The sequence below is a fragment of the Treponema rectale genome (assembly GCF_014202035.1).
Taxonomy (GTDB): Bacteria; Spirochaetota; Spirochaetia; order Treponematales; family Treponemataceae; genus Treponema_D; species Treponema_D rectale.
Genome location: NZ_JACHFR010000002.1, coordinates 1 through 26,613 on the forward strand (window position 1 = coordinate 1; position 26,613 = coordinate 26,613).

At 39.8% G+C, this 26,613-nt stretch carries 21 protein-coding genes; 8 read left to right on the top strand and 13 right to left on the bottom strand.

Going from position 1 to position 26,613, the window contains the following annotated elements; all coding sequences use genetic code 11:
• Nucleotides 1-583: 583 nt before the first annotated feature.
• The 3 genes from HNP77_RS04600 (at nt 584) to HNP77_RS04610 (ending at nt 3,575) form a co-directional block, all read left to right on the top strand.
• The gene (locus HNP77_RS04600) at nt 584-2,017 is read left to right on the top strand and encodes an MATE family efflux transporter (protein ID WP_184652001.1); all 1,434 of its coding nucleotides are present in this window, start codon (nt 584-586) and stop codon (nt 2,015-2,017) included.
• Nucleotides 2,018-2,131: 114 nt separating this feature from the next.
• Nucleotides 2,132-2,614 carry a single-stranded DNA-binding protein gene (locus HNP77_RS04605; protein WP_184652002.1) on the top strand — a complete coding sequence of 161 codons (483 nt, stop codon included), beginning with the start codon at nt 2,132-2,134 and terminating at the stop codon, nt 2,612-2,614.
• Nucleotides 2,615-2,663: 49 nt separating this feature from the next.
• Nucleotides 2,664-3,575: a hypothetical protein gene (locus tag HNP77_RS04610; RefSeq protein WP_184652003.1), complete on the top strand. Its 912-nt coding sequence runs from the start codon at nt 2,664-2,666 to the stop codon at nt 3,573-3,575.
• A 113-nt stretch (nt 3,576-3,688) separates the two neighbouring features.
• On the opposite strand, the gene HNP77_RS04615 is transcribed toward HNP77_RS04610, so the two are convergent.
• Nucleotides 3,689-5,962, bottom strand: coding sequence for a peptidase U32 family protein (locus HNP77_RS04615; RefSeq protein WP_184652004.1), 2,274 nt, complete (start codon nt 5,960-5,962; stop codon nt 3,689-3,691).
• 130 nt (nt 5,963-6,092) lie between these two features.
• Here HNP77_RS04615 and HNP77_RS04620 point away from each other — a divergent pair, with 130 nt between their 5' ends.
• Nucleotides 6,093-7,619 (top strand): DUF5312 family protein, encoded by a 1,527-nt coding sequence (locus HNP77_RS04620; RefSeq protein ID WP_184652005.1) that lies wholly within the window; start codon nt 6,093-6,095, stop codon nt 7,617-7,619.
• A 1-nt stretch (nt 7,620) separates the two neighbouring features.
• On the top strand, nt 7,621-8,016 hold the full coding sequence (locus HNP77_RS04625; protein WP_184652006.1) for an acyl-CoA thioesterase: 396 nt from the start codon (nt 7,621-7,623) through the stop codon (nt 8,014-8,016).
• Between the two features lie 2 nt (nt 8,017-8,018).
• Here the strand turns inward: HNP77_RS04625 and HNP77_RS04630 are convergent, their stop codons facing one another.
• From HNP77_RS04630 to HNP77_RS04640, 3 genes are all read right to left on the bottom strand, one after another.
• The gene (locus HNP77_RS04630; protein WP_184652007.1) at nt 8,019-8,216 is read right to left on the bottom strand and encodes a hypothetical protein; all 198 of its coding nucleotides are present in this window, start codon (nt 8,214-8,216) and stop codon (nt 8,019-8,021) included.
• The gene (locus tag HNP77_RS04635) at nt 8,213-9,799 is read right to left on the bottom strand and encodes a hypothetical protein (protein WP_184652008.1); all 1,587 of its coding nucleotides are present in this window, start codon (nt 9,797-9,799) and stop codon (nt 8,213-8,215) included. The genes HNP77_RS04630 and HNP77_RS04635 overlap by 4 nt, the downstream gene beginning before the upstream one ends.
• A gap of 185 nt (nt 9,800-9,984) precedes the next feature.
• Nucleotides 9,985-11,004, bottom strand: coding sequence for an FAD:protein FMN transferase (locus HNP77_RS04640; RefSeq protein WP_184652009.1), 1,020 nt, complete (start codon nt 11,002-11,004; stop codon nt 9,985-9,987).
• Between the two features lie 54 nt (nt 11,005-11,058).
• Between HNP77_RS04640 and dnaE the strand changes: the two genes are divergently transcribed.
• Genes dnaE through recG form a run of 3 tightly spaced genes read left to right on the top strand, consistent with a single transcriptional unit; the run spans nt 11,059 to nt 17,581 of the window.
• Nucleotides 11,059-14,775: a DNA polymerase III subunit alpha gene (gene dnaE / locus HNP77_RS04645; RefSeq protein WP_184652010.1), complete on the top strand. Its 3,717-nt coding sequence runs from the start codon at nt 11,059-11,061 to the stop codon at nt 14,773-14,775.
• A gap of 15 nt (nt 14,776-14,790) precedes the next feature.
• Nucleotides 14,791-15,378 (top strand): YggT family protein, encoded by a 588-nt coding sequence (locus tag HNP77_RS04650; protein WP_184652011.1) that lies wholly within the window; start codon nt 14,791-14,793, stop codon nt 15,376-15,378.
• Nucleotides 15,379-15,406: 28 nt separating this feature from the next.
• A complete protein-coding gene (gene recG, locus HNP77_RS04655; RefSeq protein ID WP_184652012.1) occupies nt 15,407-17,581 on the top strand; it encodes an ATP-dependent DNA helicase RecG in 2,175 nt (724 codons plus the stop codon).
• On the opposite strand, the gene HNP77_RS04660 is transcribed toward recG, so the two are convergent.
• The 9 genes from HNP77_RS04660 to rpsL all read right to left on the bottom strand — a co-directional run bounded on the left by HNP77_RS04660 (nt 17,555) and on the right by rpsL (nt 26,583).
• Nucleotides 17,555-18,391 carry a sigma-70 family RNA polymerase sigma factor gene (locus HNP77_RS04660; protein WP_184652013.1) on the bottom strand — a complete coding sequence of 279 codons (837 nt, stop codon included), beginning with the start codon at nt 18,389-18,391 and terminating at the stop codon, nt 17,555-17,557. The two genes, recG and HNP77_RS04660, sit on opposite strands and share 27 nt — an antisense overlap.
• A 312-nt stretch (nt 18,392-18,703) precedes the next feature.
• Nucleotides 18,704-18,976, bottom strand: coding sequence for a co-chaperone GroES (locus tag HNP77_RS04665; RefSeq protein ID WP_184652014.1), 273 nt, complete (start codon nt 18,974-18,976; stop codon nt 18,704-18,706).
• Nucleotides 18,977-19,066: 90 nt separating this feature from the next.
• On the bottom strand, nt 19,067-20,809 hold the full coding sequence (locus HNP77_RS04670) for a tetratricopeptide repeat protein (protein WP_184652015.1): 1,743 nt from the start codon (nt 20,807-20,809) through the stop codon (nt 19,067-19,069).
• The gene (gene nusB / locus HNP77_RS04675; RefSeq protein ID WP_184652016.1) at nt 20,806-21,258 is read right to left on the bottom strand and encodes a transcription antitermination factor NusB; all 453 of its coding nucleotides are present in this window, start codon (nt 21,256-21,258) and stop codon (nt 20,806-20,808) included. The genes HNP77_RS04670 and nusB overlap by 4 nt, the downstream gene beginning before the upstream one ends.
• A gap of 12 nt (nt 21,259-21,270) precedes the next feature.
• Nucleotides 21,271-22,362, bottom strand: coding sequence for an MOSP complex formation periplasmic protein, TDE1658 family (locus HNP77_RS04680; protein WP_184652017.1), 1,092 nt, complete (start codon nt 22,360-22,362; stop codon nt 21,271-21,273).
• A gap of 69 nt (nt 22,363-22,431) precedes the next feature.
• A complete protein-coding gene (locus HNP77_RS04685) occupies nt 22,432-24,258 on the bottom strand; it encodes an alanine--tRNA ligase (protein WP_184652018.1) in 1,827 nt (608 codons plus the stop codon).
• A 195-nt stretch (nt 24,259-24,453) separates the two neighbouring features.
• Nucleotides 24,454-25,458 (bottom strand): endo alpha-1,4 polygalactosaminidase, encoded by a 1,005-nt coding sequence (locus HNP77_RS04690; RefSeq protein WP_184652019.1) that lies wholly within the window; start codon nt 25,456-25,458, stop codon nt 24,454-24,456.
• Nucleotides 25,459-25,720: 262 nt separating this feature from the next.
• Complete coding sequence (gene rpsG, locus HNP77_RS04695; protein WP_184652020.1) at nt 25,721-26,191, bottom strand: 30S ribosomal protein S7; 471 nt, start codon at nt 26,189-26,191, stop codon at nt 25,721-25,723.
• 17 nt (nt 26,192-26,208) lie between these two features.
• The gene (gene rpsL, locus HNP77_RS04700) at nt 26,209-26,583 is read right to left on the bottom strand and encodes a 30S ribosomal protein S12 (protein WP_184652021.1); all 375 of its coding nucleotides are present in this window, start codon (nt 26,581-26,583) and stop codon (nt 26,209-26,211) included.
• Nucleotides 26,584-26,613: the final 30 nt, after the last annotated feature.

A 26,613-nucleotide genomic window follows, 5' to 3' on the forward strand; every position in this document is an offset into this window, starting at 1 on the left:
ACTTGCATGCTTAAGACGCGCCGCCAGCGTTCGTTCTGAGCCAGGATCGAACTCTCCATGATTATTCTAAAGCCCCGAAGGGCAAAAGATTACCATTTTAATTCTTCCCAAGCTTTCATTAAAAGAAATCTTTAGGTTTTCAGGATTTCTCCTGAAATCGTAGTTTTCTTCGCTGTGCTGACATATCACTCTTTGTCATTCTACTGTTGTATTCTTTCCATCCTTAGTGCTTTCAAAAAGCTGTTCAGCTGTTGTTGCTGAGTGATGAAGAATATATATCCGATTCGATTTTATGTCAACAACTTTTTAAATTTTTTTTGAAATTTTTTGATTTTTTTTATTTTTCTTCAAAAAGCCTTTATTTATGCGGGTTTCAGGCTTTTTCAGTACTGAAAAAAAAATATAGAAATGTTATTTTTCTGCATTTTTTTTGACTTTTTTTATGCCAGCCCTGATTGGAGGGGGCGCAAAGCGCGTCCGGAGCACCTGCTGCGCAGGACCGGCCGGGAGGGAAAGCCCCAGAAAGCAGGTTATTTTAGAAATGCTGCTTCAAATGATTTGTACAAAACTGTATAACGTTGCCATGAAAAATCAAATCGAACTTACAAATGGTTCTCTATATAGAAACATTCTGCTTTTCAGTATTCCTCTCATGATTACAAATCTGCTGCAGGTGCTTTTTAATATGGCGGATGTAATCGTTGCGGGTCGGTTTGCAGGTAAACTTGCTCTTGCCAGCGTAGGTTCTACTTCCATGCTGATTTTTCTTTTTACAGGTTTTCTTATAGGACTTGGAAGCGGCATCAACGTACTGTCTGCATTTTTTCTTGGAAGCCGTAATCAGAAGCTGCTTGATGAAACCGTTCAGACTTCATTCTGGTTCAGTATTCTCTGGGGGTGTATTTTCTTTGCATCCGGTTTTTTACTGGCAAAACCCGTCCTGATACTGATGCAGACCAGGGTAGAGCTTCTTGAAAATGCCGTCCTGTACTTCAGAATTTATATGTTTGCAGTTCCTGCTGCCGCGGTATACAACTTTGGTTCCGGGATACTGACTTCCGGGGGTGATACTAAAAGACCTCTCATAATACTTTCATGCGCCGGGGTGCTGAACGTAATCCTCAACCTGATTTTTGTAATTGTGCTTAAGCTTTCTGTTGCCGGTGTTGCGCTGGCAACGGTGATTTCTCAATATGTCAGTGCGGTTCTTGTCATTTCTGTTCTTAAAAAAGGCATTGTATTTCAGAAAAATGGGGACAAAATTCCTGACCGTAAGACCAGATTTTCAGAAAATGCCGGAACTGATGAAAACTTCTCGGGAGAACAGACGGAATTCAGCGGAAAAATCAGGCTAAACCCCGCTCAGTTTTATCTTTCAAGAAATATTTTTTTTAAGCTTATGAAACTGGGGATTCCGGCGGGATTTCAAAATGCAGTTTTTTACGTTGCAAATATTTTTATTCAGACAGGGGTCAACCATTTCGATGCGGCTGTTGTTGCAGGATGTGCAGCTTCTCATAATGCTGAAAGCATTACTTTTGACTGCATGGCAGCTTTTTATACGGCAGGGGCAAGCTTTGTCGGACAGAATTTCGGTGCGCAGAAAAAAGACAGGATATTAAAAAGTTATCTTATCAGCACCGGATATGCAGCGGCTGTAAGTCTGATTTTCGGTGGTCTTTTCCTGGCATTCGGAAGGGAATTCATAGGACTTTTCAACAGTAATGCAGAGGTTATTGAAGGAGGATATACAAGGCTGGTCATAATGGCCCTTTCCATGTGGATTTCTGCTCCAATGGATGCAACGACTTCTGCTTCCAGGGGGCTCGGGAAAACTGCAGTTCCTTCCGTCATAATAATTCTTGGCAGCTGCGTTTTCAGGATTTTCTGGATATACACGATTTTTAAACATTTTATGACTATAAAATCCCTGTTCCTGCTGTTTCCTATAAGCTGGGGAATTACGGCTATAGCCGAAGTAATTTATTTTATAAAAATTTACAGAAAATGCTGCTGATTTGTGGGGATTTTGAAAATTCAGTGAAAATATATATACAGGAAAATAAAACTCTGGCGCCGGGTAATTTTTCTAAAATTCTAAATGTGCTGCATTTGCGGCAGAGGGTATATTATGAATGCACTGAATCAAATTATTTTAGAAGGAAACGTATGCAGACAGCCTGAAAAGCGTACTTTTGACGGGAATTTCAGAGTCTGTACGGTACCGATTGCCGTGAGCCGCCGATTTAAAAACCGGGAAGGGAAAAATGACGAAGAAGTTTCTTACTTCGAAATTGACACTTACGGAAATCTGGCTGATGCCTGTGAAAAGTGGTGTCCGACAGGAAGAGGAATAAGGGTTGTCGGCCGTCTTAAGCAGGACAGATGGACAGGAGATGACGGTAAAAAAAACAGCAGGATTAAGGTAATAGCAGAACATATTGAGTTTAAGTACTTTAACAAAAAAGATGCCGACGGTAATGAAGAACCGGTACAGGAAACTGCGGATAATGTTGAACTTCCAGGCCCTACAAAAAAACAGAAACTTGCCATGCTTGCAGAAGCTGCGCAGGCCACTCAAAAAGATCAGGAATCAGGAGAATTAGCATTCTGAGTCTGCCTGACAAAAAATCCAACATTTAGTTTCTAACTGGAGTCAAATTATGAAAAACTCAAGATTTATAAAATCCATGACTCTTGCAGTCATGGCATGCGGAGGCATGGTTATTACCGGCTGCAATGAGCCTGAATCAAAAGAACAGCCTGAATTGTTTGAAAAATGCACTCTTCCTGAAAATATTGGAGACAACCCTTTCAGAGACCTGATTTTTGAAGACAATGCTACCCGCTTTGTTTTTTACGAAGACACGGCACTCATTTACAAAAATCTAAAAGAAGACGGATCGGAAGAAAATGAAGGAACAGACAACTGGCAGCCTTCTGCACGATACAGATACAGCTACAACACATTGAAAAATCAGCTCTATATGTCAGGCATAGGTTTCTTTAAAAGCGGAACTGAATGCTGCACACCTTCTGAATACTACAAAGACTGTATCGGTATTTACAAATCCCTTTTTGGAACAGAAGACATTCCTGACACTGCAAAAGACTATATCAGGAAAATTTCAGAAAAAGAGTTTTCAACCTGCCTGACTTTTGAATACGAAGAAGAAGGCGAATCCCTGACATTGAGTTATGTTCCGTCCTGCAGGTTCAGGACTTCTAAAAGCGACAACTACTACGGTTCTGATGACAGCTTCATCTATGATTTTTACGGAAATAAGTTTTCGTTTGTAGAAAAAAAATCAAAACATAAATACATCTTTGTTCCGGAATTCAACGAAACCAATTTTTCAGGACTGCTGCTTGATCATAAAACCTATCTGCCTGAAGGTACGGTAAGCGGTAAGTATTCATCTGTCATAACCTCTTCTGAGGGAAGATTTAAAGAGGGGTATACGGTTTTTACCTTTACGGAAGTACCGGAAATACTGAAAGAAATCTCGGGAAAGAAAATCAAGCTGAATTTTTTCTGCGGCAAAAAACTTGTGCTGACAAAAATATCTGAATAAAAAAAACAGCTGCGTTGAAGTACATCCCCTGAAATAAATCCCTGTTTATTCAAATTCGGGAGATGTACTTCATACGCAGTACCTGTTAAGCAACAACTTTTATGAAGTCAGAATTATCTGCGTCCTGTTTTTCTTTTCGGACTGCGCTTCTGAGAATGTTTTACCCCGGATTTTTCTTCCTGTTCTTTACGGGCTGCGCTCTGCTGAAATGCTTCTATCTTTTCAGGATCATAGAAACCGTCTTTCCAGTTGAATCTTGAAGCCCCCTGTACAGGCTGATGATTATTAATAAGCGAGATAAGAGTTTTAACATCACTTCTTGTTACGCGGGTTTTTGAAAAGTCGATAAGCTGACGGGACCAGCCCTTATTCTTCAGCGAAACCATTTTATCTACGATACTGTACGGAGATTCAGGCATAACGAAAGAACCGTCCGGTGTAGAATTAACCTTGAATGTCATCCGTTCCTTATCTGAAAAATATGTGAAGTCATAAGATTCAGGAAGCTTAAACCTGAGCCTGAACAAAGCAGGATAAGAGAATACAGAAACCAGAACACGGCTTCTCTCCGAAGAAGATTCAAAAATACGTTCCAGATTCCGTTCAGAATTTTCTATCGGAGTCTGCAGTGCCATTACATTCTGATTTTCGAGGAAACTTACAGCCCAGCGGTTAAACGTATACAGATACGGGCCTGCAATTACATTTACCTTCTTACCGCGAAGCATGGCCAGATGAGCAAGATTATTTGCAATAAATGCCGTATACCCCTTTTCTATAAGGAGATCCAGCGTCTGGCGGAGTTTTGCTTCCGTTCCTGCAGGCACAAAAGGATCAAGACTTATCACCACCATTTTCTTACTGAACGGAAGTACCGGCTTTTCAGCACTGTCTTTTTTGAGAAGGTCATATTCAGTATCAGAGTTAAGTTCAAGTATATATTTTACAGGATGAAGGGCCTGCACTACATGAGCATCTGCTACCGTAGAAACCTGAACATATATTCCTTCCGGAAACCAGTTCAGTTCATTTTTTGCCAGAGGCGTAAGATCAAGAACAGGCAGACGTTCCGGACCGGGCTGTTTTCTGAAACCTGTGAGATCTACAGGCAGAACCCTCTTGTACCTCTTTGACATGGATTTCGTCTGAAGAAGATACACACTGTCCCCCTGATTAAATCCCAGAGGAATATCTATCCAGCGGTTACCCTTTTCGTCAGTCGTAATTACCCGGACTTTATGACTTGCACGTCCGGTATCATCTTTTTTATGAAGCCTTATACTGTCTCCTGCATCAGGATCATAAGAACCGCCTTTTATTACAGCCATCTGAATGAAATTTGCCTTACGTTCTTCTTCTGTTTTAGGTTCCGGTCTTCCGGCTTCAGAAATCTTGCGCTCACTTTCAGAAGATTCACGGACAGATGCGATTTTTCCGAGATAAATACCTGTTCCGCCAGCCTGTTTAGGATTAAGTATTTTTGCTCCGGCGTTATCTACACCTTCTCCAATATCCTTAAAGCCATACCAGTAATCTGTTTTTGAACGGGCAAAATCCGTACTTAAAATACGCTTTCCTTCTGCAATAACACCCTTACGGTCTTCTTTATAATGATCCATGACGAATCTGTAAGCGGCCGTTACGGCACCTACATATTCTGCACTTTTCATACGGCCTTCAATCTTAAAGCTGTCTACCCCGGCCTCCATGAGTTCAGGAATATGATCTATAAGCTGAAGGTCACACGGGCTGAAATAATAACCGCTGCTTACTGACCCCGGAATTTCTGCATTGTAAAGACGACGGCATGCCTGAGTACACATACCGCGGTTTGCACTTTTTCCGCCGAGATAACTTGAAAAAAGACAGAGCCCGCTTTCACTGACACAGAGAGCTCCGTGAACGAACATTTCTATCTCTGCATTCGTGTTTGCCTTTATGTTTTTTATTTCTTCCAGTCCCAGTTCACGTGCAACTACTACACGCTTAAGCCCCTGTTTGCACAAAAGGTTTGCAGCTGCTGCACTGGCAACATTCATCTGAGTTGAAGCATGAAGTTCCAGATCCGGAGCAAATTCCTGACACATGCGGATAACACCAAAATCCTGCACTATAAGTCCGTCCGGCTTTATTTTATTAAGATAATTCAAAAAACGATAAAGCCGCTCTGTCTCTGATTCCTCACAGACTGTATTTACAGTTACATAAATCTTCTTTCCCATCTTGTGAAGGCTGTTAACCGCACCTTCAAACTGATTCCATGCAAAATTTGAGGAACGAAGCCTTGCATTAAAACTTTTAAGTCCTAAATAAACTGCATCGGCACCTTCACCGATTGCTGCATCTAATGCTTCCGGATTTCCGGCTGGAGCTAATAATTCTGACATAAGATACATTGTATCACATATTTTTTTGTTTAAGAAGAGATGATGTAAAAGTCAGAATTAAATGAACGGCTGTTTTCTGCACTGCTGCACGTACTTTCAAAACTCACGTAATTTTTATATAGTATCAGATATGAGCAGTTTCTTTTCTAATTTGTTCGCCTCTCTTTTTGGAGGAAATGATCCTGAAGCGCAGAAGAAGCGTATTCTCAAAAACATTGCAAAAAACCTTCAGAAAACAAAATTCCGTTTTTACAAATCCGGCAGTCATGAAGCAGAACCGGGACTTGCAAAATTCTTTTATGACATTTATAAAACCCTGTCCAACGCACAGAAAGCTTTTCAGGAAACAAATCCAAATGCACTGAAAAACGTTGTCATCAACTCCATGCTTTCTGACAATCAGAAGCAGATTATTGACAATCTTACGGAAGATGCAATAAATGACCTGGGCAAAAAAATGCCTCTTAAAGAACTTTCTGAAAAAGTAAAGAAAGACATTGAATCTTTTAATTCAGAATTTGACAACACAAAACTTACAAAAATCGATACACTTTATACAAAACTTATCGTAATGATGAATCTCTGTACTTACGACTACTATTTCATCATTAAAAAATTTGACAGCAGCTTCAAGGAACATAATTTTTCTGCACAGCCAAGATTTCAGGCAATCAACAGTTCCTATATCGCAGAAGACCTTAAAAACTTTATTGATGTCGCGTGGGGAATTCCTTTTGACGCAGACTGGGATGATGTCTTTAAGCTTTTAAAATTTATAAAAGGCACGGATATCATAGCTCCGAACCTCTGGCGCCGTATTCTTGCAAAAATCCGCACTATAAAAGACAAGCATGTTTTTGAAATGATGATTCAGCTCATTTCTTCAAATCCTGCTTATAAAGACACTTATAAAACTGAAGACCTGCATATTGCCGACGATTATCTTTCACAGATACGCAAACAGTCTGACGCTGCCCTGGATGCAATAAAAAAAAGACAGGCTGCAAGTAAGGTTGATTCACTTCTTTCTCAGGTTTTTGGAACAAATGCAATTCCTAAACTGAAGAACTACAACGATTCAAACTGTGATATTCTTGAACGCAAGGGAATCGGATCGTATCTTTATGCTACTCCCCTCAGTTATCTGAAGCAGTTCCTTCTTGAATACACAAAAAAAGAAGTGCGGGAAATCTCTGACATCCTTGTAATCCGCGGTGAATGGTCTAACCAGCAGATGAGCACACCTATGAGTGAAGCTTTTCATCAGCTTCTGGAACTTAATGAAAAAATAACTGTTCTAGACAACCACATGGGAGAAAATTCAGACTGGGGTATAAAAATAAAAACCCATCTTCCCCGTGCAGACCGTGACCGGGATTCGAAAGGAATAATCCAGACTACACTTAAAGATGCCAATAACATGGCAGCTCAATGCATAATTTCTGCCGTACAGAATTTTGTAATCTTTGACCGCAATCTTAAAATGCTTCTGGAAGATTTTGTAAAAATGCCGAGAAGTGAACTTCTTCTTAACTGGAAAGATCTGGATCACTTTGCAGAAGGTCGTCTCAAGCAAATGTGCGTTGATGTATACAAAAAAATATTCGGGTTCGTGCAGCTCATGCAGAACTTTCAGGTAAAAGTAGAGGAAGATTAAAATGAAGTGTTCCAGCTTTCTTACAGTCCGTTCATATGAATGCGACAGCTACTCCCACGTTAATAATGCCGTATATCTTAATTATCTTGAGTTTGCAAGAATGGACTATCTTAATCAGATAGGCTTCCCTTACAATGATGTTGTAAAAGCCGGATACTTTCTTTATGTAACTCATGTGGACATTCATTACAAAGCATCCGCATTTCTTAACGATAAAATAATTATAGAAACAACTCCCGTAAAACTTGGCGCTGTCAGCGGAACCCTGCACCAGATTATCCGTAAGGAAGACGGAACTGTATGTGCAGAAGCTGATGTAACATGGGCAAGCGTAAAGAACGGAGGAATTCCTGCTAAATTACCGAAAGAATTTCTTGTAGAAGGATTAAAGCCCTGATTTTAACGCAAAACTGAATCAACAAGTCGTTTGAATTCAGGATCTATGTTTATAAAATCTGAATGAAAGTTTTGATTAATAGATGCAATGCCGTCCTTGTTTTCGATAATGGCGGCATTTTTTATTTCCAATGCCTTGCTTAAAAGACCATGTGAAGAGTTTTTTGAATTCATAGTTTTTAAATCCTTATTTTCTGTCATTTTTGTATATTATCCATATCGGCAGTTTCTAAAGATTTTTCACCAGAAATTGAATCCAAATCGGTAAAATCCAGCGGAATTACAGAAAACTTCTGCTCTGATTCCATACGGCGCTTTTTTATCTCTTCATTTTCATCAGTATCTTCCTGCTCCAGTACATTTTCTGCCCTGAATTCATCCAGAGTCTGTTCTTTTATTATTACAGGCTCAATATTTTCTACAGGCAAATCGTGTTTCTTAACTTCAGGCTCACATTCCGGAAGTTCCTCAAGTTCTCCGGCATCTTCCAGTTCCTCTGCGTCTTCAAGTTCTTCCAGCTCACCTACTTCATCAGCAGACTCTGCTTCAGGCAGACCTTCAAGTTCCTCAAGGGGCATTACATCTTCAATCTGTTCCTGTTCAGGAAGCTCTTCCAGTTCAGCCGGTTCTTCAACATGAGAATGCGTAAATTCTGCAGAAGGTTTCTCATCCTGCTGTCTGCCGTAAACAACTTCTCCTGCCCCGGAAGCAGCTGCAAGTGCTCCCAGAACCTCAGCCCAGCTTTTATCCAAAAGTTCATCTACCTGCTGACTGTACAGTTTTCCGCGGCGTCCCAGGCTCTTTTTAATTTCTCCATTCAATTCAATCTTTCGGCGTGAAATATCTTTAACCATGGAAGCCCAGTCTGCACTATCCTTACGGTCAATATATTCCCGGAGCAACGAATACTGAAACCTCTTTATTCTTGAATCAATAACGACTGAATCATCATGGCGGAGATTAAAAATTATAAAAATAATCAAAAACAAAGTTATAAACACACTTATAACAAGAAGCGTCCTTTCTCCGTCTGAAAAAATGAAATCACTCTCAGGACAGACTTCACCGCAAAAAATCCCGCCGCTGTGACTTACGAGAACCAGAGTATCTTTATCAGTTCTCACCAGAGATTCTACACCGGTAATGTTTCTGGTCCATTTTGATTCAATCTGTTCCAGAAGAAGATCTCTTCCCACAACCGGCAGAGAAAACACAACACCCTTTCCGCCAACAATCACGCCCCGGACATTCAGCGAAACAACATCATGATTCACTAAAAACCTTGTAAAATCGTCTCCTGAATAATAAAAAACGAAACTTCCCCGGAAAATTGAAAACTCATCATAAAACGGAAGGCTGTAAATTATCCTGTTACGTTCTCCGTCAAAATATACGTGAATCCTGTTTCCCGGTTCTGAATTGCTTTCGGTAAGCAGATAATCAATTTCATTTATTGCATCATAGTTTTTGTAGGAAACAACTTCATCATCTTCCCGAAGCACATCATCTGGAAAGGAACTGTAATGAATGCGTCTTCCCTCTGTTTCTACAAGCCTTATTCCTTCCAGGCCCGGATTATTCTCAAAAAAACGTCCCGTAATGTCTGTCCTTTCAATTCCCACTGTTTCCGGGACTTCCCTGCTGAAATATGAAAGAACGCTTTTTTCTGCAATATAGTTTCTTGTATTTTTTTCAATCTCTGAAGTATATTCTGAAAAAGCTGAATCCACTTTCTTTAAGCGGCTGTCTATGTTTTCTAAAACACGGGGCTCGTAAAAATTCACTTCAAGAAATTTTATTCCTCCTGCAAAAATAAACATCATGCAGGCAACGGTGAGAAAAACTGATATTAAAAGACTAAACAATGTCTTCAACGACGATGACATTAAAACCTCTCTTATGAATCACGTTTAATTTTCTTATATTTTAGCCTTTTTGTAAATGTATTACATCCATCCTGAGTATAATATCATTTTCGTTTCAAAACTGTTACCGAAGTAAAATCAAAATCCATCTCAAGCTTTTTCTCAAGTCCCTCTGTATAAACGGCAGACCGGTCATTTTTCAAAAGTACCATTTCAAAATCAGAACACTTCTTCCACAGTTCAAAGGCTTTTTCCTCTCCCATTACAAAAACCGCTGTACTCAAAGCATCCGCGTACACTCCTTTTTCTGCTATTATCGTTGCAGAAACCAGGGAATTATCGACCGGTCGTCCTGTTGCAGGATCAAAAATATGAATATATGATTTTCCGTCATCAGCAACAAAGTGCCTTTCGTAACCGCCGCTGGTAATTACAGCACAGTCATGTACTTTTACAGTAAGTACCGGTGAACCGCCCCAGGGATTTCTAAGTGCAACCCTCCAGTCTTTTCCATCCGGCTTTTTTCCCAGGAGCTGAATGTTTCCGCCAAGATCAATTAAAGCCGACCTGACACCGTTTTTTTTATACAGTTCAACTGCAGCATCTCCTGCATACCCCTTGCCTACGGCACCAGGATCAAGCATCTGTCCTTCTTTCAGCGTTATAAAATTCCCGTCCAGCTTCAGATTCTTGTATCCGACATTCTTTAAAAGCGAATCTATCTTATCGGAAGACGGAACATGATAATTTCCGTTAGTAAATCCCCATTCACGAAGAACAGGATACATGGTTATATCCAAAGCCCCGTCCGTAAGTTCAGAATACTTAACAGACAGTTCCAGAAGGTCACGGGTACTGTCGCTTACAATAACCGGATATTCCGCAGCATCGTTCACCCTGTAAAAATCACTTTGAGAATCAGTAACTGAAAACAATGCCTCCAGCCGCTCAACTTCTGCTTTTACTTCCTGATTAAGTTTTTCAGGCTCTTCAGCACGGCACTTTAAAGTCATGAAGGTATCCATGGCCATAAAACTCAAAGAGGCTTCCCTTTCTGAAGAACAGGAAAAAAATAAAACTGCAGCTGCCGGAAGCAGAACAAATTTTTTACTTACATGCTTCATATTTTCAGTGTAACAGATGAATTCAAAATAAAAAACTGCTATAATTGCCGGACTATGGCAGATATACACATTTTTGACCCCGCCCCGGAAGGAACTCCGGTATCAAATTTCGTACACCTTCATGTTCATTCAGACTATTCCCTTCTGGACAGCTGTGCAAAACTGGACAAGCTTATTGCAAAAGCAAAAAAACTCAACATGCCGGCGCTTGCCCTTACTGATCACGGAAACATGTTCGGGGTCCTTAACTTTGAACATATCTGCCATGCAAACGGTATAAATCCTATTGTCGGAGAAGAATTTTACGTTGCATACGGAAGCCACCTTGAAAAAAAAGATGCTCCTTATGGTAAAAACGGAAAAGGATGCCACTATTTTCACCTGATTCTCCTCTGCGAAAATGAAACCGGATACAAAAACATGAGCTGGCTTTCTTCAATTGCATTTACAGAAGGACTTTACAGAGGAAAACCGCGCATAGACTGGGAACTGCTTGAAAAATATCATGAAGGCCTCATCTGTCTCAGCGCATGCATTCAGGGAGAAATTCCTCAGCTTCTTATGGCTGGCAGGGAAGAAGAAGCAAGGGAAGTTGCCCTGAAATATAAAAACCTTTTTGGACCTGACCATTACTATATCGAACTTCAGGATCACGGACTCGAGGACCAGAAACGTGTTGCTCCTATGCTCATAAAGCTGGCAAAAGAGCTGGATATTCCCATGGTTGTTACAAACGACATTCACTATGTTGAAAAAGATGACGCCGAGGCACAGGATGCATTACGCTGCATTGGATTCAAGCAGCTGCTGGATCAGCCGCACCTTACAATGGGAGAAGGCAGAAGTGAATGGTATTTTAAAACTGAAGAAGAGATGAGGCAGCTTTTTCCGGATTATCCGGAAATGATTGAAAACACGATAAAGATTGCAAATATGTGCAATCTTACCATTCATCAGTATAAAACCCAGGAATTAAAAGACTGTCTTCCACGATTTGAACTTCCTAAAGAATTCCAGACACATGGAGATGACTATACAAAAAACCAGGATGATTACGTCCGCTATCTTGTAGAAAAAGGACTGCGGGCCAGATATCCTGAAATAACTCCGGAAATACGACAGCGTGCAGAATATGAACTGGGAATCATCTTCAAAATGGGATTTTCAGGCTACTTCCTGATCGTATGGGAATTCATCAACTGGTCTAAATCCACCTGGGACAATGTAAACAACAGGCCCAAGCCATATATCCCTATAGGTCCGGGGCGTGGTTCAGGAGCAGGTTCCCTTGTAGCCTACTGTCTGACAATTACAGATATTGACCCTTTCCGATTCAAGCTTATTTTTGAACGCTTCCTTAATCCTGAACGTGTTTCCATGCCGGACTTTGACGTTGACATGGACTTCGACTACAGACAGGACATAATTCAGCATACCAGAGATCTTTACGGAGATCCTCAGGTAGGACATATCGTAACTTTCGGTACGCTTAAACCAAAACAGGTAATTGCAGATGTTGGCCGCGTACTGAACATTCCTCTGTCAGAAGTAAACATGTTAAAAAGCTTAGTTCCTGATTCTCCTAAAGCAAAACTTAAGGATGCCTTTCAGGAAACAGAAAAATTTCCTGCTTCAGAAGGCGGCGGACAGCTTGCCCAATACCGTCATGATCCGAAATACGAACGTCTGTTTGACATAGCTGAAAAACTGGAAAACGTAAACCGCAACACAGGTCTTCATGCCTCCGGTATGGTTATCGGACTTACGGCACTTCCTAACTGGGCTCCGGTTTTTCAGGATCCTAAGACCGGTGAAGTCGGCGTTCAGTATACAATGGATATTATTGAACCATGCGGACTTGTTAAATTTGACTACCTTGGATTAAAGACTCTTTCCCTGATCCGTTATGCAGAACGAATCATAAACAAGCACAGAAAGGAAGGTGAACCGGAATTTCACTGTGATAAAGTCAGCGAAACTGATGCAAAAACATTCGACCTCTTTAAAAGAGGAGACTCTGTAGCGGTATTCCAGTTTGAAAGTCCCGGAATGCAGAAAATCCTCCGCCAGTTTCAGCCGGAAAAGCTTGAAGACCTGGTAGCCCTTAACGCTCTTTACCGTCCGGGACCTATGAATTACATTCCGAATTATATCGACGGAAAATGGAAACCGGAAACAATCCACTATCCTGATCCATGCCTTGAAGGAATCCTTAAGGAAACTTATGGTGTCATGGTTTATCAGGAACAGATTATGCAGGTATCCCAAAAAATTGCAGGCTTTTCTCTTGGTGGAGCAGACATGCTTCGCCGTGCCATGGGAAAAAAGAAACCTGAAGTAATGATGGGAAAGAAAAAAGAATTTGTTGAAGGTGCCGTAAAACAAGGATTTGAAGCAAAACACGCTGAAGAAATTTTTGATATTATGGTTCCGTTTGCCGGATACGGTTTTAACAAATCACATGCGGCAGCCTACTCTGTTCTTGCCTATCGAACAGGATGGCTTAAGGCAAACTATCCTGCTGAATTCATGGCCGCAAACCTTATCAATGAAATTACTTCAACAGACGGTCTTCCTGCATACATCGAAGAATCAAGAAGAATGGGTATTCCAGTAGATCCTCCTGACGTAAACAGAAGTGATTCTGACTTTGACGTAGTTGACGGACACATAATTTTCGGTCTCCGCGGTATTAAAGGAATGGGAAACGGAGCTTCTGAAGCAATTGTTCATGAAAGAGAAAAAAACGGTCCTTACAAAGATTTTATAGATTTTCTAGACAGAGTCCTCTTTCTTAAAGATGAAATTCCTGAAGATGAATCAGAAAAAGCTCCGGGACCTAAACTTGCCGTAAACAAAAAAGCTATTGAAGTCCTCATAAAAACAGGAGGCTTTGACAAACTCGATAAAAACCGTGCAACCCTTATATTAAACTATGAAAGGGCAATTGAATATGAACAGAAAAAGCATCTTGGCTCAGAAAACGGACAGGCCAGTCTTTTTGAAGATGCAGGTATCAAGGAATTTGCAGATTTCAAATGGGAAGAAGTAGAAGAACTGCCTAAAATGGAACTTCTCAACATGGAAAAGGAACTCATAGGCTGTTTCGTTTCCGGACACCCCCTTGATGACTGGAGAAGCATTATAGAAAACAGTGCTACAGTTTCCAGCGATACGCTCATGCGTGCTGCAAAAGAAACTAAATCCCTGAAAGATGCAATCACGTCCGGAGGAAATCAGTGGCAGGCAAGAAATGCCGGAGCATCCTACATTGCAATAGGTATGATTCAGGGAATAAGATCCATAATAACAAAAAAAGGCAAACCTATGGCATTTGCAAAGCTTTCAGATTTCAAGGGTGACATGGACTTAACCTTCTTTCCAAACGTATGGGAACAACTGCATGATAAGCTTGAAGACGGAAAGGTATATGCCCTCAAAGGAAAAGCAGACTTAAGGACTGACGGTGAATCAGAAAAAGCTTCATTCCTTGTAGATTCTCTTGAAAACATAGAATCCCTGAAAGTAAAATCAATAACGCAGCTGCACATAAAAATAAACAGCAAGAACTATTCAAGTCCCCAGGAAATTACTCAGCTGAAAGATTTTTTATTTGGCGTACAGGGTAATTGTTCAGTATATTTTCATGTAGATGTAGACAATACATCTTACATTGTTAAAGCAAACCCTCAGATGTCTGCACCGTCAAACCCTGATTTTCTTCAGAAAGTAAAGGATATCGATCTGGTTGAAGACGCATGGGTAGAATAACACTCAGGAGAACAAATGAGTATTTTCAGATTTCTTGCAGCACTTGTAAACCTCTATACTATTCTCTGCTTTGCCTACATCATACTTACCTGGATTCCGGGCATAGGCTATAACGGAGCCGTAAGGTTTCTTTCGAGAGTCTGCAGTCCTTACCTTAACTTTTTCAAGAAATTCCGGTTCCTCATAATTGCAGGTTTTGATTTTACCCCGGCTTTAGGGCTATGTCTTCTGGGAGCCGCCTCATCCGTACTTAACAGTATGTCTCAATTCAGAGCATTCAGACCCGGACTTTTACTTGCACTTTTGATCTCTTCAATCTGGGCTGTTTTAAGTTCAATACTCATTTTTCTAATCATTATGCTGATTGTAAGACTTGTAATTGTTTTCCTTAAAGGTGAAAGCGCAAGATCTGACTCTCCGATACTCACACAACTGGATTATCAGATATCAAAAATAATCTACATGTTTTCAAAACCGTTTTCATTTGGAAGAACACTCCGTTACAGAACAGCACTTATAACTGCCATAATTGTCTTAGTCCTCATGAACATAACAGGAGGCATCATTATTACACTGCTGACAGGAATTCTCAGCACATTCTGATAATAAAAATTGAGGAATACTCCTGCCGATGAAACTTCAGGATTTAAAAAATACAATTGAATCTCTTTCTGGTGTAGGACCAGCTGCAGCCAGACAGTTTGCACGACTTGGGATTTTTACGGTTGCAGATCTTCTTCAAGTATTTCCAAGAGATTACGAAGACAGGACAAAAAAAGTTTCGCTTGCAGAATTTTCTGTTTATCCTAAAGTCCACACCATATGCAAAGTAACGGCTCATGAATGGTTTGGATATGGCCGCATGAGAAATCTTAAAATTGCAGTAACCGACGGCACTGCTACAGCATGGCTGATTGCCTTTAACCGCCCGTTTCTACAAAAATCACTTCCTGAAGGAAGCATCATAAGCGTTACGGGAAAATTCGAAATAAAATACGGCCAGCTTCAGTCATCTGCATTTGAAGCAGAAAAAATTGCAGATGAAGGTGAATTATCCGAATACGAAGAAGCTGCGGTTCCTGGCAGTAAAGTTCTCTCCGTTTATCCTCTCACAGAAGGGCTTTCACAAAAAAACTACAGAAAAGCCATATCCCAGTCATTACGTCAGTATGCAAAGGCTTTGGAAAATGATCTTCCTGACCACACAATTAAGGAACGGCACCTGCTGACAAAATCCCAGGCGATTCAAAAAATTCATGAACCGGAAACTTTACAGGAAGCAATGCAGGCCAGGCAGACTTTAATTTACGAAGAACTTTATAACTTCGAATACAAAATGCTCCTGCGTGCACTAAGACACCGGGGAAAACTTCCTGATGATACAGAAACCTCTTATTTAGAAAACAATGGCGCCGCATATTTTTCTACTCCGGATAAAAACTCAGACTTTGAAAAAAGCCTGTCTCCCCTTCAGCTGGAACTATACAGAAGGCTACCCTTTGAACTTACGGCAGATCAGATGAAAGTCATTCAACAGATGAATGAAGACATAGATAAAAGTGCCGCAGACAGAAATTCTTTAATAAACTCTCCGGAAAAAATAACGGGCACTCCATTTTCAATGCAGCGGCTTCTTCAGGGAGATGTCGGCAGTGGAAAAACCCTGACAGCTTTTTTTATATGTGTCCGGGTAATAAATTATGGCGGACAATGTGCTTTTCTTGCCCCGACAGAATTGCTGGCACGCCAGCATGCAGAAAATGCAGCAAAACTTCTTGAACCTCTGGGAATTAAAGTTGCATTCCTTACGGGAAATCTAAAATCTAAAAGCCGGCAGCCACTTTTAGCTGCACTTAAAGAAGGTACAATCAATCTTATAATTGGAACTCATGCACTCTTCAGCAAAGGTGTGGAATACAAAAACCTGCATCTCGCTGTAATAGACGAACAGCACCGGTTTGGTGTAGCCCAGCGTGAATCAATTATAGACCGGGGCAGAATTTCAAACGGTACAAAAACGCATACTCCAGACGTTCTGATGATGAGTGCAACTCCTATTCCTCAAACTCTCGCACTTACGGTATTTGGCGATCTGGACATAAGTATAATTAAAACCATGCCGGAAGGAAGAAAAAGTGTAAGAACATACCTGACTGTCATGGGCCACGAAAATAACGTATATGAAGAAGTGCGAAAACAACTCAGGCAGGGACATCAGGCATATTTCGTATATCCGCGGATTTCAGAAGAATCAGGAGAAAATACATCTGATGACAAAAACCTGAAATCTGCTTCAGAAATGTTTTCTTTCTTAAACACTCAAGTCTATCCGGAATTCACATGCGCACTCATACATGGAAAAATAGACGAAGACGAACAGAAACAGATTCTCGATGACTTCAAGACAGGAAAAATTCAGGTTTTAATCGCAACAACTGTTGTTGAAGTCGGTGTAGATGTGGCAAATGCTACATGTATCGTTATTGAACATGCAGACAGATTCGGACTTGCTGAACTCCATCAGTTAAGAGGAAGAGTCGGACGTTCCGACTTACAGTCTTACTGTTTTCTCATTTATGGAAAAAACATATCTCAAGATGGAATCAAACGTATGAAAGTTCTTCACGAAACAACAGACGGCTTTAAAATAGCAGAAGAGGATTTAAAAATAAGAGGTCCCGGTGAAGTTACCGGAACCATTCAATCAGGTTATCTGACACTGGGAATCGCAGATTTAAACCGCGACAAAGAAATCCTCAAAATTGCACGCTATGATGCATTAAGCAACATAAGAGCTGAGCTTTGAAAGTTTTCCAGGAACCCTCATGTGCTTGATGGCACTCTGTTCAATCTGACGGATTCTTTCACGGGTAAGATTAAAATGTTTTCCGACTTCCTTAAGAGACATCGGCTTAACACCATTAAGTCCGTATCTCATGCGGAGAACACGCTCTTCATTCGGCTTAAGGGATGAAAGAACTTTAGAAATATCAGACTTCATGCATGAATTCAAAGCTTCTTCTTCCGGAGCAGCATAACGTTTATCCTCAACAGTTTCTCCAAAGGATTTAACTGCACCGTCTGTAGTAATCTCTGCATCAAGGCTAAGCATTTCACGGGAAATCTCAACCATTTCCTTTACATAAGACGGATCAAGTTCAAGCATGCGGGCAACTTCAGCAAATTCCTCTTCCTCAGAAAGTTTTGAACCGAGCATCTTACGGGCCTTTTCAATACGAACAAGGTCATCTGCCTTATTCATCGGAAGCCTTATAGGACGGCATTTTTCACTAAGAGCTTTAAGAATTGTCTGACGAATCCACCATACTGCATACGAAATAAAGCGGAATCCTTTATTTACATCAAAATGATCTACAGCAATTATAAGTCCAACATTTCCTTCACTCACAAGGTCTTCAAGTTCCATTCCACGATGAATGAACTGTTTGGCAATATTTATTACAAAACGGAGGTTTGCATTTATAAGTTTATTCTTTGCAGCTTTATCTCCGGAAGCAGCTTTTACAGCAAGTTCTTTCTCTTCTTCTGCAGTTAAAAGCGGAATGCGGGCAATATCTTTAATGTAAGAGTTCATGATTGATAATTCGTTGTACATAACAGCCTCCTGATATCAATAATTAATATAGCAAGAATCATGCCAACAAATTGAAAAAATGATTATTTATTTTATATCCCGATATTCAGGAAAAAATGATGCAAAATGAATCAAAAAAATTTGAATTCAGTAAAAATCTGCACTGAAATAAAATGAATTTTGGAACAGAAAAAGTAACTTTATTCAAAAAATCATGAATAAATAATATCAGCAGAGTCAAACACGACAATGACACAGCAGGATAATAAAAAAAGTGAGTCAAAAAGACCCACTTTTATAAATTTACAATTTCGATGTATCAGAATGACACGATTATTCAACTACGGCAATAATATCGCTCATTTTAAGGATAAGATAATCATCCCCGTCAACTTTAAGATTTGTTCCTGCATATTTATCATACAGAATCTTATCACCTACATTTACAGTGATTTTATCTTTTTCAGTTCCAGGGCCAACAGCTTCTACCACAGCCTGCTGTGTTTTTTCCTGTGCTGTATCAGGAATAATAAGTCCGCTTGCAGTTTTTGTTTCTGCAGCAACCTGTTTTACAAGTACTCTGTCTGCCAATGGTCTGATTTTCATATCTACCTCCAAATAATTTTTAAAACATCATTTACTGACAATGTAATAAAATCTCATTCCTAAGTCAAATTTTTTTATAAAAATACTGTGCTAATTAAGGACATTTTTCAGTAAAAGCCTGGCTTTGTTATTCCCCGGATTAAGCTGAAGGGCATACTGAAGGGAACGAACGGCATTCTTTGTATCTCCAAGAGAATCACTTAAACGTCCCATCCTGTAAAGAATCTCTGATTTCGTAAAAGAATCTGCAGCAATGGAAGAAGCCTCGCTTAACGCCTCCACAGCTTTTTCTTCCCTGAAAGTTCCTGCATAAATAACAGAAAGATTTACCAGAGAAGTCACCTGTTTTCCATATCTTGAATTCAAAAAATCGTATATTTTTTCTGCAATATCAGCATTTCCATCCCGACAGGCAAACCAGGCAGCATATACCAGTTCATTACGGCGCATTTTTTCTATGTTATCTGCGATTATAAAATCCTTTCCGTATACAGCTTCAATATTCCTGTCAAATATCAGCTGGGCAGTATCCGCAGAATTTTCATGAATAAGCATTCCCACAGCATAATCAACAATTTCCGGCGGATAAAGATTTTTTCCAAGTTCATTCTGCTCAAGAAATTCCCACACCTTAGATGAACGCTGCTCTTTTCCATCAGAAGTATTTTTTTTATTCAGTACAGAATGATAAAGAACTTTCAGGGCTGCACTATCAGACTGAGCCAGAGCATTTTCAATTCTATATATTGCAATATCAACGGAAGCCCGGGGTCTTAAATCATTTTCTTCCATTTTTAGTGTCTTTAGCCCGGAATCCCTCAATTCCTGCATAAGGCGGTCTTCTGTATAGGGCTTACTGTCAAAAGCTTCCTGTGCATACAAAGCCAGTGCCGGAACATAACAGGAGTTTACTGACAGCAGATAGTTTATACCTGCAAATTCTCCTGCCGCATCACCTTTTGAAGCACAATACAATGCATCATTCATGTAGCACTTTGCAAGATTTTCATTAAATTCATCAGGAAGAATATTCAAAGCCTCTGCCCTGTCTATCAGCTCTCTACGGCATGCACTTTCATTTTCTTCATAATTCAAAACATGGTAACAATCAGACAAGAGCATAAGGTGTTCTTCAAGAGAAGGATAATCATCAAATACTGCCTCACATTCACCTGCAGCTGCACTTCTTACATAATCACCTGCATCATAAAGAACTTTCTGCCAGAATAAAACATCAGTTTTGCCGAATACATTTTCCGGATAAAGTTCCGCAGCTTCCAAAAATTTTCCGTCCCTAAGATAAAGAAGCGCTCCGTTTCTGAGCCACACAGAATCTCCAGAGCCTTTCCATGCCTCAATATAAACATTTATAAGGCTTGAATCTTTAAAAGCATCAGGATTTTTTTCATCCAGAAGCAGCTTAAGTGAACTTTCTGCATACAGAGAGGAATATTCCGTACCGTCAAGCTTTTTTGCTGCCTTAACTGCCTCCTTTGTTTTTCCTTCATCCAGCAGGAACTGAACGTACACGGCCCGGATCTGATTGTTATCAGGAAAATCTTTCAGAGCCTCAGAAAGAACGCTAACGGCCTTTTTCTTATCTCCAAGAATAATATAACGCTTGTATACTCCAAGACGCTCAAAATAGGTTGAAGCTGATTTTTCTGCCTGTTTTAATAACGAATACGCTTCTGATGAATTATTTAAAGAAATATATATGTCAACCTGCTCAAGAATCGCCGTAAGGGAAACAGATTTTGAATGAGATGAACAGGAATTAAAAAGCGGCAATATAAAAACTGCCGCTATAAATATCAAAAATATTTTTTTCAAGAAGCTGTCTCTTTACTTATCTTATCAAGAACTGCATTGATAAACTTGTATGAATCTTCAGCTCCGAAGTCCTTTGCAATTGCAACTGCTTCGTTTATAACAATGGAAGGAGATATCTCCTTTTGATTAAGCAAAGTAAAAACACTTATGCGCATTACTGCAAGTGCTACCTTGTTAAGTCTTTCCATCGTCCATTTTTCACTCAAATGACTTTGAATGATAGCATCAATTTCTTCAAGATGATTTATGGTTCCGGCAATAAGAATACGGGCATAATCATAAGAATCTTCTCTGGAAGCATTATCTTTAGAAGACTCTTCATCACCTTCTGTATCTATTTCATCAGCCTTGTCCCAATCAAACTTAAGCAACTCCTCAAGGGGTTTCTTAACAAGATCGTGTGTATACAAAGCCTGGAATGCAAGTATTCTACCTTTTCTTCTAGACACGTTTTTCTCCTGCTACCAGTCAAGAAGCTTATCCAAAGCTTCACCTGTCTTCTTACGTTCTACATTTGCAGCTGTATCCAGTTCCTTTCCAACATCTTTTGCTGCCTGAGAAAAATACTGATTCTGCTTCTGTGAAGTAAGGTTTTCTTTTATATACTCATACACAGTCACGTTGCTTTCCGGCTGAACTACATCGCTGATTCCAAGCATTTTTGCATCATATTTCTTAAGAACAGCATAAAACTGAAAATCCCTGTCAGTTTCTGTAATTTCACTAAGATAACCGGTTTCCTTACCAAAAAGTTCAAGAATCTTATCATAATTCCAGCCAAGCTGCTGTGCCTGCTGGGAAGTTTTCTGAACGATTATGTCACCTGCCCTATATGCAGTTCCATTCTTTTCAGAATTCTTAATATCATTAGCTGCAGTTGCCGGTTTTTTCTCATAAGAAGCCCTGAGATCCATTGCAGTTTTCTTTGCATTTGCTGCATCAGAATCTTTTGGAACCATAACAAGGAAAAGACGAACCATATCATTCCATACAAAGGTTGCCTTATTCATTTCATAGGCTTTTCTGATTTCTTCATCAGATGCCTGTACCCCTGCAATGGCATCATGCTTCTGTTTAAGAACATACTGCTGGGCAATAATCTGATTTTTAAGATAAGCCTTATATTCTGCAGTATTCATTCCGCTGTTTTCTTTAAGATATTCATCCAGAGATTTACCTGTACGCTGTTTGATAAGATCATTAAGCTGAGCCTCTGTTACATTCTGACCAAGCTGCTGACTGAAAGTCTTAAGAAACTGCTCATTAACCTGCGAATCAGTAATAGAAAGACCATCTTTTGCAGCTGCCTGATTAATAAGTTTTTCAGTAATAAGATTTTCAAGTACTTCTTTTTTCTGCTCAAGCGACAGTTCTGTCATTCCGTATGGTTCATACTGTTTAAGAACAAAATTTACACGAGCCTTAAGCGTTTTTACAGTAATAGTCTCAGGCTTGCTGAGCTTAACTACGGCAAGTGGCTGTAAATCATTCTGGGCAAAGGCACTTACTGCCATACCAAAAATAAAGGCTAATCCTAAAGCAAAACGTTTCATAACAATCCTCTTTTTAATAAATAAAACACCTTAAAATTAAAACGTTACAGATTAATTAAAAGGCTTCAGTTATTTATCCAGCGGAAGTCCTCCGGAAATAACTGCACGAATACGGCGGACACCAGCAGAAGAAGACTGTTCCTTCTGAATCTTAAAGTCACCAATCTGTGCCGTATGCTGAACATGAGGTCCACCGCATACTTCCTTACTGAACCAGTCAGTTTTAGGATCACGGCCAATCGTATAAACCTTTACATCTTCACCATATTTATTAGTAAACAAAGCTCTGGCACCTTCAGCCTTTGCTGCATCAAGAGGCATAACTTCCATTGTTACAGGAAGATCTTCCTTGATTTTTTCATTTACAATATCTTCTACTTTTTGAATTTCTTCCTTAGTCATAGGACGTTCAAAAGTAAAGTCAAACCTCATACGTTCACTATTAATATTTGACCCCTTCTGCGCAACCTGATCACCTAAAACATTAACCAGTGCCTGCTGGAGAAGATGTGTTGCTGTATGATACTTCGTTGCAACATCAGACTGCTCTGCAATACCGCCTTTTGCCTTTCCGGCCTCAGCAGTCTTACTTGCTTCCTGGTGCTTTTTTTCAGCCTCACGGAATCCTTCTACATCAACAGTAAATCCGTTTTCTGCTCCAAGTTCCTGAGTAAGTTCCAGAGGGAAACCATATGTTTCATAAAGATTATAAGCAACTTTTCCACTAATAATCTTTTTAGGATTCTTCATAAGATTTGGAAGAAGCTTCTGGAATTCTGCCTCACCCTTCTTAAGAGTAAGACGGAATTTTTCTTCTTCTGCAGTAAGTTCCTTAAATACCTTAGCTGCATTCTGCTCAAGTTCAGGATAAGCATTCTTGAAATTATCAATTACAACCTGTGCAACTTCTGCAAGGAATGCCTTCTCAATTCCAAGTTTCATTCCATGACGAACAGCACGGCGGATAAGACGGCGAAGTACATAACCCGCACCAACTCTATCAGGGCTTACACCCTTCTGATCACCGAGAATAAATACTGATGCACGGCTATGATCTGCAATAATACGAACACTCTTATCTTTTTCTGAATCAGTACCATAAACATAACCGTCTGCAAGTTCACCTATTTTCTGAATGATAGGCTGGAAAACCTCAGTAAGATAAACAGAAGTCTTTCCCTGAAGAATACAGTTAGTACGTTCAAGACCCATTCCGGTATCAACATTTTTCTTCGGAAGAGGCTCAAGAGTCTTTTCGTCTACACGATTAAACTGCATGAAAACATTGTTCCATATTTCCATCCAGTTTGCAGAATCCGTACCTTTATTGGAACCTTCAGGAGGAAGTCCTTCTCCAACCCAATAGAAAATTTCTGTGTCAGGACCGCATGGACCTGTAGGACCGGCAGCCCACCAGTTATCACTTGCAGGAAGATATGCAATTTTATCCTCAGGCATACCCACTGACTTCCATACAGAAGCAGCTTCTTCATCACGAGGTGCATTTTCATCACCGGCAAAAACTGTTACCGAAATCTTACGCGGATCAAGTCCAAGCCATTCCTTGCTTGTAAGGAATTCATAAGAAAAAGATATAGATTCTTTTTTGAAATAATCACCCAGAGACCAGTTTCCCAGCATTTCAAAACATGTAAGATGCGACGGGTCTCCAACTTCATCAATATCACCGGTACGTACACATTTCTGATAATCCGTAAGACGAGTTCCGGCAGGATGCTTTTCTCCAAGAAGATAAGGAACAAGCGGATGCATACCCGCAGTTGTAAATAAAACAGAAGGATCATTCTCCGGAATCAAACTCTGTCCGGAAATAACAGCATGATTTTTTGATTTAAAAAACTCAATATATTTTGAGCGTAATTCATTTGCAGTCATAATTCGATAATTTAGCACTTTTATTCAAGTTATTCAACAAAAGTGTCTTTTCTTCTATGAACTTAGTTTAAAATAATACGTCGAGTCAAGGCACGCTAACGCTTAAAGCCTTGACTTCGCCGTTTTGAGGGTTTGTACTACCCCCTCAATAAAAAAAAGCGGCATTCTCTGCCGCCTTACAATCATACAATAACTCTAAAGAGTTCCTTTTTCTTCAAAATATTCAAACGCATCTATAATATCCAGATACACACCGTCAAAACCAGAGTCAAGAATTTTAGAAAGATAGCCATTCTCTCCGCAAATTATTTTCTGCCAGTCCGGATCCCAGTAACACACTTTATAATTTCCCTTCCACTCGGGATTTTCTTCATAAAGATACTTTTCCTCTACCTGACTCCAATACCAGCGGTAATCCTCTGCTTCTCCGATGCTCATATAACATATTACAAGGCGGGAACCTCCATTTTTCTTTGTTTTTAATGCATCGATATCCTCTTTAGACAACTGATTATTCGTTATAAAAAGATCCATTATAATTACATCATAATCAGTTTCTTTCAAAGCCGAAATAAAAGTTTCTTTATTGTAATCATCAGGATTTATAATATAGAGAAAATTCTTTGCATCAGACAGTTTCTTTATATCAGAAGTATTTTTGTTATATGGTTCATAATCAGGGATGACATTCAGATTTCTCTCTGTTGCAGCAAAAGAAATATACCCCCTGGCTGCATTTTTGCTGAAGGAATCCTCGATATTCTGCGTAACAGCTTTAGTGTAATCAGTTGATAAAACCACAAGTCCGGCATTCACATAAACATCACACATTTCCTGAATTTCAGCAGACAGATTTTCAGGAGTTTTCTCTCCGTCTGCAATATCATAGGAAGAATTCATACCATAAAAAGTATCCTCTCTTCCACAGCCATCAATCGCATTAAAATATGAAGAATCAGGCTCAAGCTCTTCTGCATCATCATCCCAGGCAACATTCTGACCATTTTGAGGAATGACTATAAAATCAGAATCAACTTTGCGTGCTGTATCAGAAATTTGTATTACGAAATCACGCATTGCTTTTCTATAATCATCACACAACACTCTCTGAACGTTCTTTGATGATTCGCTGCTGCAGGAAAATACAGCCGAAGCCGCACAAACAGTTAAAAATGCTGCAAATCCAACTCTAGTCTTCATAAACCATTCTCCTTAATAAAGCCTATACGGAAAAAAAGCAGCTGCAGGCTTTAAAATACAACTACAAATGATAAAAATACAGCGCAGTACTTTTTATCATGCCTCCTTTTTTATAAATGTAATATAAAAAAATAATATTTTAAAGAATATTTCAATAAAAAAATCATTCCTGTAAAAATTCACACCAAATACAACTACGAATTTAAAATAAAAAAACCCGCTCAGCATAAAGCAGAACGGGTATTCAAAAAAGAAGGTAATTCTACCAGCGATAGTGAGCAAAAGCCTTGTTTGCTTCTGCCATCTTGTGTGTATCTTCCTTCTTCTTGTAAGCAGAACCTGTGTTGTTGAATGCATCAAACAATTCAGCAGCAAGAGTTTCTGCCATTCCGCGGCCTGAGCGGCTGCGTGCAGCACCAATCATCCATCTCATAGCAAGAGCTTCGCGACGAGCATCACGGATTTCGATAGGTACCTGATATGTAGCACCACCTACACGGCGGCTTTTTACTTCTACCATTGGTTTTACATTGTCAAGAGCCTTAAGGAATACTTCAAGAGGATCCTTGTCTGTCTTTGCCTTAAGCTTGTCTAATGCTTCGTAGATAATCTTCTGGCAAGTCTGTTTCTTACCATCAAGCATCATACGTGAAACAAATTTAGCGATTACAACGCTGTTATATTTTTCATCTGGCATAACCGGACGATTTACTGATTTCTTATGTCTTCCCATAGTAATCCTCCTTCTTATTATGCCTTAGGTTTCTTAGCACCGTACTTAGAACGAGCGCGTTTGCGTCCGTCTACACCAAGAGTATCTTTTGTACCGCGGATAATATGGTAACGTACACCAGGAAGGTCCTTTACACGTCCACCGCGTACCAATACTACAGAGTGTTCCTGCAAGTTATGTCCAATACCTGGAATGTATGCAGTAACTTCAATACCATTTGAGAGTCTAACACGAGCAATCTTACGAAGAGCTGAGTTAGGCTTTTTAGGTGTCATAGTCATTACACGTGTACAAACACCACGTTTCTGCGGACAAGACTGAAGTGCGGGAGCTTTAGTTCTGTTTGCAGCTGACTGACGACCTTTACGAATTAACTGATTAATTGTAGGCATCGCCTATTCTCCTATATTTTCCGGGCAGCA